The 17,195-nt window shown below is 73.2% G+C and carries 16 protein-coding genes and 1 pseudogene; 7 read left to right on the top strand and 10 right to left on the bottom strand.

Annotated elements, in window-relative coordinates:
* Positions 1–21: 21 nt before the first annotated feature.
* Complete coding sequence (locus RKD23_RS33340) at positions 22–1,527, top strand: amidohydrolase (protein WP_424857076.1); 1,506 nt, start codon at positions 22–24, stop codon at positions 1,525–1,527.
* Positions 1,528–1,568: 41 nt separating this feature from the next.
* Here RKD23_RS33340 and RKD23_RS33335 read toward each other — a convergent pair whose 3' ends face one another.
* Positions 1,569–2,021, bottom strand: coding sequence for a phospholipase (locus tag RKD23_RS33335; protein WP_424857075.1), 453 nt, complete (start codon positions 2,019–2,021; stop codon positions 1,569–1,571).
* 270 nt (positions 2,022–2,291) lie between these two features.
* Here RKD23_RS33335 and RKD23_RS33330 point away from each other — a divergent pair, with 270 nt between their 5' ends.
* Positions 2,292–3,032, top strand: coding sequence for a maleylpyruvate isomerase family mycothiol-dependent enzyme (locus RKD23_RS33330; protein ID WP_424857074.1), 741 nt, complete (start codon positions 2,292–2,294; stop codon positions 3,030–3,032).
* A gap of 15 nt (positions 3,033–3,047) precedes the next feature.
* Here the strand turns inward: RKD23_RS33330 and RKD23_RS33325 are convergent, their stop codons facing one another.
* The gene (locus RKD23_RS33325; protein WP_424857073.1) at positions 3,048–3,449 is read right to left on the bottom strand and encodes a MarR family winged helix-turn-helix transcriptional regulator; all 402 of its coding nucleotides are present in this window, start codon (positions 3,447–3,449) and stop codon (positions 3,048–3,050) included.
* Between the two features lie 85 nt (positions 3,450–3,534).
* Here RKD23_RS33325 and RKD23_RS33320 point away from each other — a divergent pair.
* Together RKD23_RS33320 and RKD23_RS33315 are read left to right on the top strand one after the other, a co-directional pair.
* Positions 3,535–5,029 (top strand): annotated as a pseudogene (locus RKD23_RS33320) (MFS transporter).
* 98 nt (positions 5,030–5,127) lie between these two features.
* A complete protein-coding gene (locus RKD23_RS33315; protein WP_424857072.1) occupies positions 5,128–5,412 on the top strand; it encodes a DUF6332 family protein in 285 nt (94 codons plus the stop codon).
* On the opposite strand, the gene RKD23_RS33310 is transcribed toward RKD23_RS33315, so the two are convergent.
* The 3 genes from RKD23_RS33310 to RKD23_RS33300 are packed head-to-tail and all read right to left on the bottom strand — an operon-like array spanning position 5,373 to position 9,425.
* Positions 5,373–6,038: a response regulator gene (locus RKD23_RS33310; RefSeq protein WP_424857071.1), complete on the bottom strand. Its 666-nt coding sequence runs from the start codon at positions 6,036–6,038 to the stop codon at positions 5,373–5,375. The genes RKD23_RS33315 and RKD23_RS33310 overlap by 40 nt on opposite strands.
* Positions 6,035–7,237 (bottom strand): sensor histidine kinase, encoded by a 1,203-nt coding sequence (locus tag RKD23_RS33305; protein WP_424857070.1) that lies wholly within the window; start codon positions 7,235–7,237, stop codon positions 6,035–6,037. Before RKD23_RS33305 ends, RKD23_RS33310 begins: the two co-directional genes overlap by 4 nt.
* A gap of 52 nt (positions 7,238–7,289) precedes the next feature.
* Positions 7,290–9,425, bottom strand: a complete 2,136-nt coding sequence (locus RKD23_RS33300) for an MMPL family transporter (protein ID WP_424857069.1) — start codon at positions 9,423–9,425, stop codon at positions 7,290–7,292.
* Between the two features lie 108 nt (positions 9,426–9,533).
* Here RKD23_RS33300 and RKD23_RS33295 point away from each other — a divergent pair, with 108 nt between their 5' ends.
* Positions 9,534–10,319: an AfsR/SARP family transcriptional regulator gene (locus RKD23_RS33295; RefSeq protein ID WP_424857068.1), complete on the top strand. Its 786-nt coding sequence runs from the start codon at positions 9,534–9,536 to the stop codon at positions 10,317–10,319.
* Here the strand turns inward: RKD23_RS33295 and RKD23_RS33290 are convergent.
* Positions 10,303–11,034 (bottom strand): TetR/AcrR family transcriptional regulator, encoded by a 732-nt coding sequence (locus tag RKD23_RS33290; protein WP_424857067.1) that lies wholly within the window; start codon positions 11,032–11,034, stop codon positions 10,303–10,305. The two genes, RKD23_RS33295 and RKD23_RS33290, sit on opposite strands and share 17 nt — an antisense overlap.
* Before the next feature lie 154 nt (positions 11,035–11,188).
* Between RKD23_RS33290 and RKD23_RS33285 the strand changes: the two genes are divergently transcribed.
* The gene (locus tag RKD23_RS33285; protein WP_424857066.1) at positions 11,189–11,650 is read left to right on the top strand and encodes a nitroreductase family deazaflavin-dependent oxidoreductase; all 462 of its coding nucleotides are present in this window, start codon (positions 11,189–11,191) and stop codon (positions 11,648–11,650) included.
* Here the strand turns inward: RKD23_RS33285 and RKD23_RS33280 are convergent.
* Positions 11,640–12,944, bottom strand: a complete 1,305-nt coding sequence (locus tag RKD23_RS33280) for a geranylgeranyl reductase family protein (RefSeq protein ID WP_424857065.1) — start codon at positions 12,942–12,944, stop codon at positions 11,640–11,642. The genes RKD23_RS33285 and RKD23_RS33280 overlap by 11 nt on opposite strands.
* A gap of 133 nt (positions 12,945–13,077) precedes the next feature.
* On the opposite strand from RKD23_RS33280, the gene RKD23_RS33275 reads away from it, so the two are divergent.
* Positions 13,078–14,433 (top strand): dipeptidase, encoded by a 1,356-nt coding sequence (locus RKD23_RS33275; protein ID WP_424857064.1) that lies wholly within the window; start codon positions 13,078–13,080, stop codon positions 14,431–14,433.
* 227 nt (positions 14,434–14,660) lie between these two features.
* Here the strand turns inward: RKD23_RS33275 and RKD23_RS33270 are convergent, their stop codons facing one another.
* The 3 genes from RKD23_RS33270 to RKD23_RS33260 all read right to left on the bottom strand — a co-directional run bounded on the left by RKD23_RS33270 (position 14,661) and on the right by RKD23_RS33260 (position 17,056).
* Positions 14,661–15,701: an NUDIX domain-containing protein gene (locus tag RKD23_RS33270; RefSeq protein ID WP_424857063.1), complete on the bottom strand. Its 1,041-nt coding sequence runs from the start codon at positions 15,699–15,701 to the stop codon at positions 14,661–14,663.
* 144 nt (positions 15,702–15,845) lie between these two features.
* Positions 15,846–16,055 carry a hypothetical protein gene (locus RKD23_RS33265; RefSeq protein WP_404039277.1) on the bottom strand — a complete coding sequence of 70 codons (210 nt, stop codon included), beginning with the start codon at positions 16,053–16,055 and terminating at the stop codon, positions 15,846–15,848.
* Positions 16,056–16,141: 86 nt separating this feature from the next.
* Positions 16,142–17,056, bottom strand: coding sequence for an RNA polymerase sigma-70 factor (locus tag RKD23_RS33260; protein ID WP_424858390.1), 915 nt, complete (start codon positions 17,054–17,056; stop codon positions 16,142–16,144).
* Positions 17,057–17,195: the final 139 nt, after the last annotated feature.

The following is a 17,195-nucleotide window of genomic DNA, read 5'->3' as shown; positions in this document are numbered from 1 at the left end:
CCACCCCGACCTGGAGCCTGGATGACGAGCCTCGGTACAGCCCTGCCGCCCCGGCCCGACGAACCCCTTGAGGGGTTGACTCTGACGCGGGTACGGCTGGGGCCGGGTGGTCCGCTGGGCTCGGTGCGGATCGAGGGCGGGCGGGTGGCCGCGGTCATGACGGAGACCCCCGCGGGTCCGGCCCTCGACCTCGAAGGACGCACCCTGCTGCCGGGCCTGCGGGACGCGCACGTACACGCCGCGCAGTGGGCGAGCGTACGGCACCGGCTGGATCTCGCCGGCGCGGAGTCGGCGCGCGCGGCCGCCGACGCCGTACGACGGTACGCGGCCGCGCTGCCTGCCGGGGAGGTGCTCGTCGGGTACGGGTTCCGGGACGGGCTGTGGCCGGACGCGCCGCACAAGTCGCTGCTGGACGAGGTGAGTCCGGGGCGGCCGGTCGCGCTGGTGAGCGCCGATCTGCACGCGGCATGGCTGAACTCGGCCGGGCTGGCGCTGGTCGGGCGGGCCGGGCATGCGACGGGGCTGCTGCGCGAGGGCGAGTGCTTCGCGGCGGTGGCCGCGCTGCCGGAGGTGCCCGCGGAGGTGGTGGACCGCTGGGTGGCCGAGGCGTGCCGGGCCGCCGCGGCGCGCGGGGTCACGGGCCTGATCGACTTCCACTTCGCCGACAACCTCACCGACTGGTCCCGGCGCGCAGCGGCGGGCCCTCTCACGGTGCGCGTGGACGCGGCGGTGTACCCGGCCCACCTCGAGGCGGCGATCGAGCGCGGCCTGCGCACCGGCGACGAACTGCCGGGCACGGGAGGCCTGTTGCGGGTGGGCCCGCTGAAGCTGTTCACCGACGGCTCCCTCAACACCCGTACCGCCCTGTGCCGCGACCCCTATCCCGGCCTGGAGGGCACCGCGGAGGCGTACGGCGTGCAGGAGACGTCGTACGAGGAGCTGGTGCGGCTGATGCGGCACGCCTGGGCGCACGGCATCGAGCCGGCCGTGCACGCGATCGGGGACCGGGCCAACACCCTGGCACGGGACGCGTTCGCGGAGGTCGGCTGCCGGGGCCGGATCGAGCACGCGCAGTTGCTGACGGCCGAGGACGTGCCGCGGTTCGCGGCGCTCGGGGTGACGGCCGGGGTGCAGCCCGCGCACGCGCCGGACGACCGTGACGTGGCCGAACGGCACTGGGCCGGGCGCACCGGCCGGGCCTTCGCCTACGCCGACCTTGTGGCGGCCGGCGCCCGGCTGGAGTTCGGCTCGGACGCGCCGGTGGCGCCGCTGGACCCGTGGTCGGCGATCGCGGCGGCGGTCGGCCGCACCGGGGACGAGCGCCCGGCCTGGCATCCGGAGCAGTGCCTCCCGGTGCGGGCGGCCCTCGCGGCGTCGACGGGCGGGCGCGTGGCGGTGCGGGCCGGGGACCCGGCGGATCTGGTGGTGGTGGACGTGGACCCGCTGGAGGCGGACGCGCGCACACTGCGGGAGCTGCCCGTGCACGCCACGCTGCTGGCGGGGCGCTTCACCCATGGCCCCTGCTGAAGGCGCGGCGGCGGTGCGGGCCGCCGCGCCCGGGCGGAGTGTCAGCCGAACGCCCGCACCGCCTGGTAGTACGTCCAGGCGGTGCTGTTGCAGGCGGTCTTGGTGGCGCCGCTGTAGTTGTTGCAGACGCGCTTGAGGTCCTCGTAGAAGGCGCTGTCCAGTCGGTCCTTGTTGGCGCTGAACGTCCCGGCCGCCTTGTAGTTGCGGTAGCCGAAGTCGTGGCGGGCGCAGGACATGCTGAAGGGGAAGCCGAACGGGTTGTCCGGCGAGGAGGAGCAGTAGTCGGTGGACCAGTCGAACGCGTAGGCGGACCAGGCGGACTGGTTCGCCCGGGCGGACGCCCAGAGGCTGTAGCTGGACGCGCTGGTCTGGGTCCAGCTGGAGAGGACCTGCGGCTTGTCGGCCGGTACGGCGTCGGCGGCGGTCGCGGTGCCGACGACGGTGGCCAGGGCGAGAGCCGAGCCGGCCAGACCGGTGGCGAGTCTGCGGTGCATCCCACACCTCCATGAGGCTGCGGCCCGCCGATCGGGCCGCAGGTTCATGCCAAGATGATTCGCCGGGACGGCCTCCGCATACCCCTACCTCACCCCAATGCTCAGTGAACTCTGGGGCCCCGTACGTCACTTGACGGCAAGGCGGAAGTCGCGCGCAGGGGCAGGTGCGACGCCGAGGCACCGTCCGTCTCGGGCGCGCTGACGGGACCGCCCTCACCGGCGGCGCAAACGGCTTGCGCTGGAGCGCACTCCATCAGGCAGACTCCTGCCATGGAGATCGCCCGACACCTCGCAACCCTGGACGCCGAAGGCCGGATGCTCGCGGACGCCGCGGCGGAGGCCGGGGTGGACGCCAAGGTGCCCACGTGCCCGGACTGGCAGGTGCGTGACCTGCTGCGGCACACAGGGGCCGTGCATGTGTGGGCCGCCGCGTTCGTGCGGGAAGGCATCACCGAGCCCCGCCCCATGGGCGAGGAGCCCGGTCTGGACGGCGCCGAGCTGGTCGCCTGGTACCGCGACAGCCACCGTCGGCTCATGGACACCCTGGCCGAGGCGCCGGCCGATGTGGAGTGCTGGACCTTCCACCCGGCGCCGAACCCCTCGCCCCTGGCGTTCTGGACCCGCCGCCAGGCCCATGAGACGACCGTGCACCGGTTCGACGCACAGAGCGCGCTCGGCGGACAACCGGCCCCGGTGGAGGAGGAGTTCGCGGCCGACGGCATCGACGAGCTGCTGCGCGGCTTCCACGCCCGCGACAGGAGCCGGGTGCGCACGGACGAGCCGCGCCTGCTGCGGGTGCGGGCGTCGGACCCGGACGCGGTGTGGAGCGTACGGCTGTCGGCGGCGGCGCCTCCGGTGACCACGCTCGACGAGCACGGCCCGGCGGACGCCGAACTCTCCGGTCCGGCACGGGAGTTGTACCTCGCCCTGTGGAACCGGCTGCCGGTTCCGCACATCACCGGTGACGCGACACTCGCCACCCTGTGGCGCGAGCGGTCGGCGATCGGCTAGGGCCCGCCTGCCGGATCAGGCCGACTGCAGGCCCTCGCCCTCTTCGGCTGCCAGCATCCTCGTCAGCACAGCGCGCTGCTCCGGCAGGACCGCCCCGTGCAGTGCGCGCCCCTTCCCGGTCAGCGCCACCCGCACGCCGCGGCGGTCCTCCGGGCACAGGCCGCGCTCGACGAGGCCGTCCTTCTCCAGCCGCGCGACCAGCCGGGACAGCGCGCTCTGGCTGAGGTGTACGCGCTCGGAGATCTCCTGGACCCGGTAGGAGCCTCCCTCGGAGAGCACGTCCAGCACCTCGAAGTCGCTTGCGCACAGGCCGTGCTGCCCGAGGGCACGGTCGAGTTCGCACTGGGTGCGGGCGTGCAGCGCCAGGATGGCGCGCCACTGGTCCACGAGCGCCTGCTGGGCATTCTTCGCCGACATGGGCGCACCGTAGCAGAGAAACGACTTTGTTGCATCGGAATTAAATGCATTTGCATCTCATGCACATGCATGTAGTGTCGTCGCCATGACCTCTCCGCTCACCACTTCGGCGGCCGCGTCGACGGCTCGCTGGACTCCCCGGCTCTGGGGCACCCTGCTGGTGCTCTGCGCCGCGATGTTCCTCGACGCCCTGGACGTGTCCATGGTCGGCGTCGCCCTTCCGTCCATCGGCTCCGACCTGGGCCTGTCCACCTCGACGCTGCAGTGGATCGTCAGCGGGTACATCCTCGGCTACGGCGGCCTGCTGCTCCTCGGCGGACGCACGGCCGACCTGCTCGGCCGGCGCCAGGTCTTCCTGGTCGCCCTCGGCGTCTTCGCGCTCGCCTCGCTGCTCGGCGGGCTCGTCGACTCCGGCCCCCTGCTGATCGCCAGCCGCTTCATCAAGGGCCTCAGCGCGGCCTTCACCGCCCCGGCCGGCCTGTCGATCATCACCACCACGTTCCCCGAGGGCCCGCTGCGCAACCGCGCCCTGTCCATCTACACCACCCTGCGCCGCCACCGGCTTCTCCATGGGCCTGGTGCTGTCCGGCCTGCTCACCGAGGCCAGTTGGCGCCTGACCATGCTGCTGCCCGCGCCCATCGCCCTGATCGCCCTGGCCGCCGGCCTGAAGCTGCTGCCGCGCACCACCCGCGAGAAGGACCACAACGGCTACGACGTCCCCGGCGCCGTCCTCGGCACCGCCTCGATGCTGCTGCTGGTCTTCACCGTCGTCCAGGCCCCCGAGGTCGGCTGGACATCGGCCCGCACCCTGCTGTCCTTCCTCGCCGTCGCCGTCCTGCTGACCGTCTTCGTCCTCGTCGAGCGGCGCTCGGCCGGACCGCTGATCCGGCTCGGCGTACTGCGCTCCGGCAACCAGATCCGCGCCCAGCTCGGCGCGATGACCTTCTTCGGCTCGTACGTCGGCTTCCAGTTCCTGGTCACGCTGTACATGCAGTCGCTGCTCGGCTGGTCCGCGCTGCACACCGCGCTCGCCTTCCTGCCCGCGGGCGCCCTGGTGGCGATCTCCGCGACGAAGGTCGGCGCGATCGTGGACCGGTTCGGCACCCAGCGGCTGATCGCGGCCGGGTTCGCCCTGATGGTCGTCGGCTACGGGCTGTTCCTCGGCGTCGACCTCGACCCGGTGTACGCCGTCGCGATCCTGCCGAGCATGCTGCTGATCGGCGCGGCCTGCGCGCTGGTCTTCCCGTCGCTCAACATCCAGGCCACCAACGGCGTCGACGACCACGAGCAGGGCATGGTCTCCGGACTGCTCAACACCTCCGTGCAGGTCGGCGGCGCGATCTTCCTGGCCGTCGTGACGGCCGTGGTCACCGCGGGCGCCCCCGAGGACGCCACCCCGCAGGCCGTCCTCGACAGCTACCGGCCCGGCCTGCTCGTGGTCGCCGGGATCGCCGCGCTCGGCCTGCTGATCACTCTCTCGGGTCTGCTCACCCGACGCCGGCCGCAGGCGCACTCGGTCGTCGTCGCCAGGTCCACCGTGAAGGAGGCGGACGCGGAGCGCGTTGCGGTCCGCGACTGAACGGGGGCACCGCCTCCACGAGTGCCCGGCGGGGCCGTTTGCCCCGCCGGGCACTCGCCTGTTTCACTGCGGTCATGACCATGTACGGGGGAAGCCACATGACCACACACGAAGCACGGCGTACGCAGGCCCAACGGGACGCGATCACCGTCGAGATCGGCTATGCGCTGTTCAGCGCGGCCTTCGCGGCCGCGGTCGTCTTCGGGGCGATCGCCGGGCCGGTGCTGTTCTTCGACCTGCCGGGCCGAGTGGAGACACTCCTCCTGCGCACGGGTACGGCCGTCGCGGCGGTCCTGTTCGCCGCCCGCGTGATCTCCGTGCTGGTACGTTTCCGGCGCCCGGCTCAGCCCAGCCAGCCCGGCCGCACCAGCCCGGACTCGTAGGCCAGCACCACGAGCTGGGCCCGGTCGCGCACGCCGAGCTTCACCATCGTGCGGCTGACGTGGGTCTTCGCGGTGAGCGGGCTGACGACGAGGCGGCGGGCGATCTCCTCGTTCGACAGTCCGATGCCGACCAGGGCCATCACCTCCCGCTCCCGCTCGGTGAGCCGGGCCAACTCCCCCGCCGCGCCGGGCTCCTTGGAGCGGGCCGCGAACTCGGCGATCAGCCTGCGGGTGACGCCCGGCGAGAGCAGGGCGTCCCCGGCGACCACCGCCCGTACCGCGCGCAGCAGTTCGTCCGGCTCGGTGTCCTTCACCAGGAAGCCGGACGCGCCGGAACGGATCGCCTCGAAGACGTACTCGTCCAGCTCGAACGTGGTCAGCATGACCACCTTCACGTCCTTCAGATCCGCGTCCGCGGTGATGCCCCGGGTGGCGGCCAGGCCGTCGAGGACGGGCATGCGGATGTCCATCAGCACGACGTCCGGGCGCAGTTCGCGCACCGCGCGCAGCGCCTCCTCGCCGTCGGCGGCCTCACCGGCCACCTCGATGTCCGGCTGCGCGTCCAGCAGCGCGCGGAAACCGGCCCGCACCAGGGACTGGTCGTCGGCGAGCAGCACTCGGATCACCGGTCGGCCTCCTCACCACTCGACCTCGGCTCAGTGCGCAACGGCAGCACGGCGAGCACCCGGAAGCCGCCGTCGGACCGGGGGCCCGCCTCGATCGTGCCACCCAGCGCGGCCGCCCGCTCCCGCATTCCGGCCAGCCCGTTGCCGCTGCCGCCCGCGTCGGCGCCCGTCGCCGGTCCGTCGTCGTCGATACACAGCCGTAGCGTCGTACGGTCGCCGTGATCGAGCCGCACGCGCGCGTGCCGTGACCCCGAGTGCCGTACGACATTGGTGAGGGCCTCCTGCACGATCCGGAACGCGGCGAGGTCCGCGCCCGGCGACAGGTGCGGCACCTCGCCCTCGACCCGGACGGTGAGGCCCGCGCTCGCCGCCTGCTCCACCAGCTCCGGCAGCCGGTCCAGGCCGGGCGCGGGGGCGCGGGGCGCGTCGCCGGGGGTGCGCAGGGTGTCGAGGACCTGGCGGACCTCGCCGAGCGCCTCCTTGCTGGCTGACTTGATGGTGGTGAGCGCGGCCCGCGCCTGCTCGGGGTCGGTGTCCAGCAGGGCGAGCCCCACTCCGGCCTGCACATTGATCACGGAGATGCTGTGGGCGAGGACGTCGTGGAGTTCCTGGGCGATGCGCAGCCGCTCCTCGTCGGCGCGGCGCCGGGCCGCCTGGGCGCGCTCGGCCCGTTCACGGGCCCACTGCTCGCGCCGTACGCGGGCCAGCTCCGCCAGCGCCACGATCGCGGCCACCCATGCGGCGATCACCGCCTCCTGCCCCCAGGACGCGGCCGAGTCCCCCGACGGCGGCAGCCACCGGTACAGCCAGTGCGCCACCAGCACATGCGCGGCCCACAGCATGCCCACGGCCGTCCAGGCGGCCCGCCGGTGACCGGCGACGACCGCGCTGAAGACGGCCACGGCGACCGTGACGAAGACCGGCCCGTACGGATACCCGGCACCCAGGTAGACGGCCGCGGCGGCCGCCGTGCCGAACACCACCGGCACCGGATGCCGCAGCCGCCACAGCAGCTGTCCGCAGGCCAGCACCAGCAGCACCCGCGCGAAGACGTCCAGCGCCGCCCGCTCGCCCTCCTGCTGCTGGGCCGCGAAGTGCGAGCCGACCAGCACGAACACGGTGATCAGCAGGGTCGAACGCCACGGCCACCGGACTTCACGGTCGTGGGCCCACGGCTGACGGACGGGCTGTTCTTCCATGCCGCCACGCTAGACCGCGCCCACCGCCCGGGGCGTCAGCCGGGCGAGGTGATCACACGTACTCCCCAGGAAGTACGTCCCGCACACGCCACCTCGCCAGCCACCGCGGCGCCCACCAGTTGGCCCGCCCCGCCAGCCGCATCGTCACAGGCAGCAGCACGACCCGGATCAGGGTGGCGTCCACGAGGATCGTCAGGGCCGTGCCGATGCCCAGCTCCTTGAGGAAGACGACGCCCGAGGTCGCGTACGACAGGAAGGACAGCGCCAGGATTCCGGCCGCGGCCGTGACCAGCGGCGCGCTGCGCCGGATGCCCTCCGCCACCGCCCGGCCGGTGTCTCCGGTGCGGTCGTGCTCCTCCTTGATCCGGGCCAGCAGGAACACCTCGTAGTCCATCGACAGGCCGTACGCCACACAGAACATCAGCACCGGGATGCTCGGCTCGATCGCGCCGGTCGGCGTGAACCCGAGCGGCCCGGACAGATGCCCGTCCTGGAAGACCCACACCAGGCAGCCGAACATCACCGACAGACTCAGCAGATTGAGCACGGTCGCCTTCGCGGGCAGCAGCACGCTGCCGGTCATCAGGAAGAGGATCACGTACGTCGCCACCAGCACGATCCCGACCGCGAGCGGCAGCCGGTCCAGCAGCGTCGCCCGGAAGTCGGTGGTCTCGGCCGGGTACCCGCCCACCAGCGCGGGCGCCGGGGACGGCGTGTCCCGCAGCCGCTCGACGAACCCCGGGACGTAGCCGTACATCGCCCCTTGCGTCGGTACGACGGCCAGCCGCACCCGGCCGTCCGGCGCGGTCAGCCGGTCCTGGCCGGGGACGCCGCTGCGCAGGCCGTCGCGGTAGGTGCCCTCGGGTGCGTCGACCTGGAACACACCGGAGAGCCGGGAGAGTTCGGCGGCGTACGCGCGCGTGTCGGCCTTCTCGCTCAGCACGATCTGGACCGTGTCGGTCGGCTCGGCCGCGAACTCCCGGTGCACGGTCGCGGAGACGGTCCGCGAGGACGTCCCCTCGGGCAGCGTGCGTTCGTCGGGCAGACCGAAGCGGAGCCCGAGCACCGGGGAGGCGGCCAGCAGCAGCACGGTGAGGACCCCGGCGCCGGCGAGCAGCGGGCGGCGCATGGCGCGCAGCGCGGTGCGATGCCAGAAGCCGGACGCCGGGACCGCGGAACGCTCCACGCGGTGCCCCCAGCGCGCCAGCGCGGCGGGCAGGAACAGCACCGCCCCGGCGACGGCGGCCAGGACGACGAGGACTCCGGCGTAGGCGAAGGAACTCAGGAAGAAGAACGGGAACACCAGCAGCGCGCACAGCGACACGGCGACCGTGACGCCGCTGAAGACGACCGTACGGCCCGCCCCCGCCGTCGCCCGGACCACTGCCCGCGGCTGGTCGTGACCGGCCCCCCGCTCCTCGCGGTAGCGGGTGATGACGAAGAGGCTGTAGTCGATGCCGAGGCCGAGTCCGAGAACCAGCGCGAGGTTCGCGGCGAACGTCGACACCTCCGTGAACTGCGCGATCGCCCGCAGCCCGGCCAGGGTGCCGACCACCGCGAACAGTCCGACCGCCACGGTCAGCAGAGCGGCGACCGTGCGCCGGTACACCAGGATCAGCAGAAGCAGCACGGCCGGCAGCGCGAACGCCTCCGCCCGCAGGAAGTCCGCCCTGGCCTCCTCACCGACCTGCCGGGAGATCTCCTCCTGACCACCGACACGGACGTCGATCGCGGGCGTCGTACGGGTCAACCTCGGGGAGAGTTCCGCCAGTTCCTCGCGGGTCTCGGTGGCGGTGCCTTCGAGGCGGGCCAGGATCAGAGCGCGGCGGCCGTCGGTGGAGCGAAGGGCGGGACTGTCGGCGTCCCAGTAGGAGGTGACGTCGGTGACCAGCGGCAACGCTCCTATCTCGACGGCGAGTTCGCGTGCGGCCCGCTCGGTGGCGGGGCTGTCCACGTCGCCGTCGCGGGGCGTGACCAGCAGGGCGAGGTTGGGGTTGCCGGTGCGGAAGGAGTCGCGCAGCTCGTCGGCGGCACGCACCGACTCGGTGCCGGGCGAACTCCACCGCGACAGGTCCAGATCGTCCTGCGCGCCGGCGCCGTACGCGGTGAGGCCGAGGAAGGTGAGCAGGGCGCCGATCAGGACGGCACGGCTGCGGTGCACGGCCAGTCGGCCGAGCCGGGTGAGCATGAGGGGGCCTTTCGCCGGGAGTTCGGGGTGGCGGACACCGTCACCCGGCCCGCTGGAACGTCCGCTGGAAGATCCACTGGAACGCGGAGTGCGGGTTAGGCTCGGCACATGGGTGAGGGGACGACCGGGGCGGCGCACGGCCTGCGTTTCGAACTGCTGGGCCCGCTGCGGGCGTTGCGCGACGGCGTGGAGATCCCGCTCGGCCCGCCCATGCAGCGCGCGGTGCTCGCGGTCCTGCTGCTCCAAGAGGGGCGGCCGATCTCCTACGACGGGCTCGTCGAGGCCGTGTGGGGCGGCGCCCCTCCGGTCCATGTGCGCAACCTCGTGCAGAAGTACGTCTCCGGGCTGCGCCGGGCGCTCGGTGAGGGGCCCGAGCTGGTGTGGACGGGCACGGGGTACCGGCTGACCGGCACGGACGTCGCCGACCTGCGCGAGCGGCGGCTGCTGGTCGACGCGGCCCTGGCGGCACGGGACGCCGGGGACACCGCGGGTGCCGTCGAACTGGCCCGGCGTGCCGAGGAGTTGTGGCGGGGCGAGTTCGCCGAGGGACTGCGCGCGCCCTGGCTCGCGGCGGAACGGCTGCGCTGGACCGAGAAGCGGCTCACCGTGCTGGAGGAACGGCTCTCGGGCGAGATCGAGCTGGGCCACGCGTTCGGGTACGTCCATGAACTGATGCGGCTCGTCAGCGCGCACCCCCTGCGGGAGCGGCTCGTCGAGCTGCTGATGCTCGCCCTGTGCCGGACCGGGCGCCCGACGGACGCGCTCACCGCCTACGAGGCGGCCCGGCGGCGGCTCGCCGACGCGCTGGGCGCCGACCCGGGGCCCGCGCTGCGCGCCCTGCACGCGCGGGTGCTGCGCCAGGACCCGGTGCTGCTGGCTACGGCCGCGGGCTGACCGCGCCCTTCGAGCGGCCTTCCTGCGGGTAGACCAGTCCCACCGAGTGCGCGAGCTGGGTCACCGCGTGGCGGAAGAACGGCTCGCGGTCCTCGACGATCCGGTTGAACTGCCCGAACAGCTCGAACCCCACCAGCCCGTACAGCTGCGCCCAGGCCGCGACCAGCGTCGCCACCACCTCCGCGGGCAGGTCGGGAGCGAGATCGGCGGCCATCCGGTCCGCCTCGGCGCGCAGCTCGGCCGGCAGCTTCGGGCGGGCCACGCCGAGGCCGTGGTGGGCGTCGCGGACGATGGCGATGAGGAGCAGGCCGACCCGGGAGGCGGGCTGGACGGTCGCCTGCGGCGCGGCGTACCCCGGGACCGGGGAGCCGTAGATCAGCGCGTACTCGTGCGGATGCGCGAGCGCCCAGGCGCGCACCGCCTCACAGACCGCCGTCCAGCGGCGCACGGGCCCGGCGTCGGCGACGGCGTCGTGCGCTGCCTCGGCCGCTGCGCCGAGGGAGTCGTACGCGTCGATGATCAGCGCGGTGAGCAGGTCGTCCCGGCTGGGGAAGTAGCGGTAGATCGCCGAGGAGGCCATGCCGAGTTCGCGGGCGACGGCCCGGAGGGACAGCTTGGCGGCACCCTCCGCGGCGAGCTGCCTGCGCGCCTCGTCCTTGATGGCCGCGGTGATCTCGATCCTGGCGCGAGCGCGGGCTCCTTGTGCGGTGCTCATGGGGGCAGTTTGCCACAGGGGGAGAGCAGTGCACACAAACGAGAGCACCGCTCTTGCTTTGGAGTGCCGCTCCCGTGCACACTGCTCTCAAGCGAGAGCACTGCTCACGAAACCGAGCACCGCTCTCATCGGCTCCGGTCTCAGGGGGACCACCATGTCGTCATCAGCGCCCACGCCCTACTACCTCAAGGCCGGCCCCGTCGCCACCCGCCTCAACAGCGCCATCGGCTGGCTCGCCCGGCACGGCATCAGCCTCGCCGGCACCGCGGAGCTCTCCGTGCGCGGACGCAAGAGCGGCAACATGCTGCGTCTGCCCGTCAACCCGCACAGCCACGACGGCGCGCAGTACCTGGTCTCGGCCCGCGGGCACTCCCAGTGGGTGCGCAACATGCGCGCGGCCGGCGAGGGCGAGCTGCGCGTCGGGCGGAAGGTGCGCACCTTCACCGCGCGGGAGCTTCCCGACGCCGAGAAGCTCCCGATCCTGCGGACCTATCTGGAGAAGTGGGGCTGGGAGGTCGACCAGTACTTCCAGGGCGTCACCGCGAAGTCGTCCGACGAGGAGCTGCTCGCGGCGGCCCAGGACCACCCGGTCTTCCGGATCACGGTCAGGAAGTGACGTCCTCGGCGTCACCGGGCCTGTCCGGACCGGTCACCGGCTCACTCGCCGGGTCGGCCACCGGCCGCCGGTCCAGGGCCGTGAGCGCGCGCTGGGCGATCGGGCGGTTGCGGACGAGTTCGCCCAGGGACGTCGAGCCGCGGGTGATGTCCATGAAGGCGCGCCAGGCGGGGCGGAATCCGGTGAGGGCGGCGTGGAAGAGCCCGGGGCGGCGCTCGAAGGCCGCGAGCAGGCGCTTGCCGACGGCCATCTCGACGCCGAGGCCCGCCTTGACGGCGAAGGCGTAGTTGAGGGCCTGGCGGCGGGTGTCGACGGCGTCGTGCGCCTCGGCGATGCGGACGGCCCACTCCCCCGCGAGCCGCCCGGAGCGCAGCGCGAAGGAGATGCCCTCGCGGGTCCACGGCTCCAGCAGCCCGGCCGCGTCCCCGCAGACCAGCACACGCCCGCGCGAGAGCGGCGAGTCGTCGGCGCGGCAGCGGGTCAAGTGGCCGGAGGAGATGCTCGGTTCGAAGCCGGCGAGGCCGAGCCGGCCGATGAAGTCCTCCAAGTAGCGCTTGGTGGCGGCGCCTTCTCCACGCGCCGAGATCACACCGACGGTGAGGGTGTCGCCCTTGGGGAAGACCCAGCCGTAACTGCCGGGAATGGGGCCCCAGTCGATGAGCACCCGGCCCTTCCAGTCCTCGGCGACCGTCTCCGGCACCGGGATCTCCGCCTCCAGACCGAGGTCGACCTGGTCGAGCTTGACGCCAACGTGGGCCCCTATACGGCTGGCGCTGCCGTCGGCGCCGACCACGGCCCGGGCGAGCAGGGTCTCGCCGCCCTGGAGGACCACGGCGACCGTGCGCCGGTCGGGCACCGCCGAGCCGTGCTGCTCGACGCGCGAGACGGTGACGCCGGTGCGCAGTTCGGCACCCGCCTTCTCGGCGTGCTCGACCAGTTGCTGGTCGAACTCGGGGCGGTTGATCAGCCCGAACAGCATGTTCTTGGAGCGGCGGGTGCGGGTGAAGCGGCCGTTGTGGGAGAAGGTGACCGCGTGCACCCGGTCGCGCAGGGGCAGTTCGAAACCGGGCGGCAGGGCGTCGCGCGAGGGGCCGATGATGCCGCCGCCGCAGGTCTTGTAGCGGGGCAGGTCGGCCTTCTCCAGCAGCAGTACGCGCCGTCCCGCGACCGCCGCCGCGTACGCGGCAGAGGCTCCCGCGGGTCCCGCGCCCACCACGACGACGTCCCACACCTGCCGCTCGTGATCCGCCGAAAAGTCCGCCGAAGAGTCCGCCGAAGAGTTCTCGCTGCTCACGATGGTCTACCGCTCCCGGTCCAGCCGCCTGCCGCATCTGTCCCCCGCATCCTACGACCGACATCACCGCAGGCCACTGTGGGAGGATCGCGTTACCTACATGTCCGACGTCGCACCCATGAGGAGCGTGCCCATGTCGTCGAATCCGGTCGCCGAGACCGTCGCCTCCCTGATGCCCAGGGCGAAGGCGGAGCTCGCCGAGCTGGTGGCCTTCAAGTCGGTGGCGGACTTCGACCAGTTCCCCAAGAGCGAGAGCGAGGGCGCCGCGCGCTGGGTCGCCGACGCGCTGGCCGCCGAGGGCTTCGAGGACGTGGCGCTGCTGGACACCCCGGACGGCACGCAGTCGGTGTACGGCTACCTGCCCGGGCCCGCGGGCGCGAAGACGGTGCTGCTGTACGCGCACTACGACGTGCAGCCGCCGCTGGACGAGGCCGGCTGGGACACCCCGCCGTTCGAGCTGACCGAGCGTGCGGGCCGCTGGTACGGGCGGGGTGCCGCCGACTGCAAGGGCGGCGTGATCATGCACCTGCTGGCGCTGCGCGCGCTGAAGGCGAACGGCGGCATACCGGTGCATGTGAAGGTCATCGCCGAGGGCTCGGAGGAGATGGGCACCGGCGGTCTGGAGCGGTACGCCGAGGCGCACCCGGAGCTGCTCGAGGCCGACACCATCGTCATCGGCGACGCGGGCAACTTCCGCGTGGGCCTGCCCACGGTGACGAACACGCTGCGCGGGATGACCCTGCTGCGGGTGCAGATGGACACGCTGCGGGGCAACCTGCACTCCGGCCAGTTCGGCGGCGCCGCGCCGGACGCGCTGGCCGCGCTGATCCGCGTACTGGACTCGCTGCGGTCGGAGGACGGCTCCACGACGGTCGACGGGCTCGGCCAGGGGGCGGCGTGGGACGGGCTGCAGTACGACGAGGAGCAGTTCCGCGAGGACGCCAAGGTGCTGGACGGGGTCGAACTGATCGGCTCCGGCACGGTCGCCGACCGGATCTGGGCGCGGCCGGCGGTCACCGTGCTCGGCATCGACTGCCCGCCGGTCGTCGGTGCCACGCCGTCGGTGCAGGCGAGCGCCCGTGCGCTGATCAGCCTGCGGGTGCCGCCGGGCGTGGACGCGGCCGCGGCGACGAAGCTGCTGCAGGCGCATGTGGAGGCGCACACGCCGTGGGGCGCGCGGGTGGTGACGGAGCAGGTCGGTCAGGGGCAGGCGTTCCGCGCGGACACCTCAAGCCCGGCGTACCAGGCGATGGCCGACGCGATGGCGGTGGCGTACCCGGGTGAGGAGATGCAGTACGCCGGTCAGGGCGGCTCGATCCCGCTGTGCAACACCCTCGCCGCGCTGTACCCGCAGGCGGAGATCCTGCTGATCGGCCTGAGCGAGCCGGAGGCGCAGATCCACGCCGTGAACGAGAGCGTGTCCCCGCAGGAGCTGGAGCGGCTGTCGGTGGCGGAGGCGCTGTTCCTGCGGAACTACGCGGCGAGCTGACGCCCGCTGCGCGCTGAGCCGCCGGCCGGTCCGAGCTGCGTGGTGACCGACCGTTTCGGGCCTGCGGGCCCGTCGTGGCCGGTCGCGCCGTTCCCCGCGCCCCTAGGGCGACGCACCCAGGGGCGCGGGGAACTGCGCGAGCAACCCACGATCAGCCGCAGCCCGGGGACGGCGGCAACCACCCCCGAACAGCGCCGGCCCTCAGCTCGGTCACAGCTCAGGAAGCGCTACACGGGCACCCCGGCCTCCAGGTAGAGCGCCGCGCCCCGTTCCCGCGCCCGGAGGGCCCAGCGCAGGCGTTCGTAGCGGACGGGTGGGAGCAGGGTGGCGGCCTCCTCCTCGGTGACGAAGCGCCAGGCGCGCAGTTCGGGGCCGGGCAGCAGGAGTCCGTCGATGGCCGCGCGGTCCAGGCGGCCGCCGTCGAAGAGCAGGCGCAGTCCGCCGTAGCCGGGCGGCGCGGGGCGTTCCCAGTCGACGACGAGGAGTCGCGGTACGTCGTCCAGGCGGATGCCGGTCTCCTCGGCGACCTCGCGCACGCCGGCGCGGGCGGGTGCCTCGCCGGGTTCGACGACGCCGCCGGGGAACTCCCAGCCGGGCTTGTAGGTGGGGTCGACGAGCAGCACCCGGTCGTGCTCGTCGAAGAGCAGCACACCCGAGGCGACGGTCTCCGCGGTGGGTTCGGCGGTCTGCACGATGGCGCAGGCGGGCGCGGCCTCGGAGGCGACGGCCGCGGCGATGCGCACGGCGGTCTCGTACGGGGTGAGGGTGCCGTTGTCGACGGGGTGGGCGTCGGCGCCGAGCCAGCCGGCCAGGGCGGCGCGGTAGGGCTCGATGTGGTCGAGGGCCCACTGGCGCAGAGGTATCTCGCCGTCGGGCCGGTCCGGCGGGACCTCGCGCTGGACGATCCGCTCGCGCAGGATCGTTTCCGCCGGGGTCAGGACGAGGTGGCGTACGGTGATCCGGCGGGCGGCGAGTCCGCCGAAGATCTCGTCGCGGTACTCCTGGCGCAGCAGGCTCATGGGCACCACGAGGGTGCCGCCGAGTTCGGCGAGCAGCGCGGCCACGGTGTCGATCACGAGTCTGCGCCAGATCGGCAGGTCCTGGAGGTCGGTCACCTCGGCCAGGCGTTTGGCCGGGAGCAGCTGGGTGAGTGCCCCGCCGACGAGCTCGGGGTCGAAGAGCGTGCTGTTCGGGATCAGGTCGATCAGCTCCCGTGCGGTGGTCGTCTTTCCCGCACCGAACGCGCCGTTGATCCAGACGACGGTCACGTTGCCCCCTCTTCAGTTCGGCCCCCTGTGGCTTGCCCGCAACACCCTGCCATGGAAACCAGGCGCAGTTGAGGGTGTACGCACAGCAGGGTGCCGGGCCCCTTCTGCGGGGTCCGGGACCCTGTGGGCGGGGCGTGCGGGCAGTCAGCCGTCGGCGCCGGCCTCTCCGCCGAGGGCGGACTCGTCGACGCCCGACAGGCTCTCGCTGGCGATCGTGTGGTCGAGGGTGCTGAGGGTGTCCTGCACGTCGAGGTCCCCGAGGGGGGAGTCGCCGAGGGCGTGGGAGGGGCTCACCGCCGCGACGACGAACCCGGTGGCGAGGGAGGCGATGGCGAGCATGCTGCGCTTCTTCATGCCCGTTCCAACGGCGTCCGGGCCGGGATGGTCACGCCCGAGGCCCCGTGCGGCGGCTCCAAGCCAAGCGGCGCTCAAAACGACTCTCAGCGGCTCACCGATGTCTCCCTGCCCACGCACGACAGCTTCTCGGGATTGCGCACGTGGTAGAGGCCGGTGACGCGGCCGTGGTCGATCCGCAGGGCCAGCACGCCGTCGAGTTCGCCGTCGAGCCGCACGAGCAGGCCCGGGCTGCCGTTGACCTGCACGGGCTCCAGCGACCTCGCGGCGTCGCGCCGGTACCAGCCGGTGGCCAGCAGCCGGGCCACCCGCTCGGCACCGCGGATCGGCCGCGGGATGGCGCGTCTGACCCCGCCGCCGTCGCTGAGGGCGACGACATCCGGGGCGAGGATGTCGAGCAGCCGCTGGAGGTCGCCGGTCTCGACCGCCCGCTGGAAGGCCTGGATCACGGCCCGGGTCTCGGCCGGGGAGACGGTGCCCCGGGGGCGGCGGGCGGCGACGTGGGCGCGGGCCCGGCGGGCGATCTGGCGTACGGCGGCGGGGTTCTTGTCGACGGCTTCGGCGATGTCCTCGTAGTCGAGGTCGAACACCTCGCGCAGCACGAACACCGCCCGCTCGGTCGGGGTGAGGGTCTCCAGAACCAGCAGCATCGCCATGGAGACGCTCTCGGCGAGCTCGACGTCCTCGGCGACGTCGGGCGCGGTGAGCAGCGGCTCGGGCAGCCACGGGCCGACGTAGGACTCCTTGCGGCGGCCGAGCGCGCGCAGCCGGTCCAGGGCCAGCCGGGTGACGATGCGCACCAGATAGGCGCGCTCCTCGCGCACGCCGCCGGGGTCGACGCCGGCCCAGCGCAGCCAGGTCTCCTGAAGGACGTCCTCGGCGTCGGTGGCCGAGCCGAGCATCTCGTAGGCGACGGTGAAGAGCAGGTTGCGGTGGGTGACGAACGCCTCGGTGGCGCGGTCCACCCGCTCGGCCGTCGTTCCTTCGCCGCGTTTGCCCATGCCCCGCTCCTGACTGTCGGTCCTCAGCACTGCCATGCGCACAAGACGCCGGTGGCCGCCGCTTTGTGACATCGCGGCGGGTGGCCCACGTCACACGACGGCGGTGTCACAGGGGCGGCACGGGCGACGTCTCGTGGTT

Origin of the sequence: Streptomyces sp. SAI-170 (genome assembly GCF_049739565.1) — a bacterium.
GTDB lineage: Bacteria > Actinomycetota > Actinomycetes > Streptomycetales > Streptomycetaceae > Streptomyces.
The sequence above is the reverse complement of the archived record's forward strand: the minus strand, read 5'-3'. Positions and strand labels throughout refer to the sequence as shown.

Bases quoted from the DNA above. Each gene is read 5' to 3' on its own strand.
- RKD23_RS33340 (WP_424857076.1), top strand. From the start codon at position 22: ATGACGAGCCTCGGTACAGCCCTGCCGCCCCGGCCCGACGAACCCCTT.
- RKD23_RS33335 (WP_424857075.1), bottom strand. From the start codon at position 2,021: ATGCACCGCAGACTCGCCACCGGTCTGGCCGGCTCGGCTCTCGCCCTG.
- RKD23_RS33330 (WP_424857074.1), top strand. From the start codon at position 2,292: ATGGAGATCGCCCGACACCTCGCAACCCTGGACGCCGAAGGCCGGATG.
- RKD23_RS33325 (WP_424857073.1), bottom strand. From the start codon at position 3,449: ATGTCGGCGAAGAATGCCCAGCAGGCGCTCGTGGACCAGTGGCGCGCC.
- RKD23_RS33315 (WP_424857072.1), top strand. From the start codon at position 5,128: ATGACCACACACGAAGCACGGCGTACGCAGGCCCAACGGGACGCGATC.
- RKD23_RS33305 (WP_424857070.1), bottom strand. From the start codon at position 7,237: ATGGAAGAACAGCCCGTCCGTCAGCCGTGGGCCCACGACCGTGAAGTC.
- RKD23_RS33300 (WP_424857069.1), bottom strand. From the start codon at position 9,425: ATGCTCACCCGGCTCGGCCGACTGGCCGTGCACCGCAGCCGTGCCGTC.
- RKD23_RS33295 (WP_424857068.1), top strand. From the start codon at position 9,534: ATGGGTGAGGGGACGACCGGGGCGGCGCACGGCCTGCGTTTCGAACTG.
- RKD23_RS33290 (WP_424857067.1), bottom strand. From the start codon at position 11,034: ATGAGCACCGCACAAGGAGCCCGCGCTCGCGCCAGGATCGAGATCACC.
- RKD23_RS33285 (WP_424857066.1), top strand. From the start codon at position 11,189: ATGTCGTCATCAGCGCCCACGCCCTACTACCTCAAGGCCGGCCCCGTC.
- RKD23_RS33275 (WP_424857064.1), top strand. From the start codon at position 13,078: ATGTCGTCGAATCCGGTCGCCGAGACCGTCGCCTCCCTGATGCCCAGG.
- RKD23_RS33265 (WP_404039277.1), bottom strand. From the start codon at position 16,055: ATGAAGAAGCGCAGCATGCTCGCCATCGCCTCCCTCGCCACCGGGTTC.
- RKD23_RS33260 (WP_424858390.1), bottom strand. From the start codon at position 17,056: ATGGGCAAACGCGGCGAAGGAACGACGGCCGAGCGGGTGGACCGCGCC.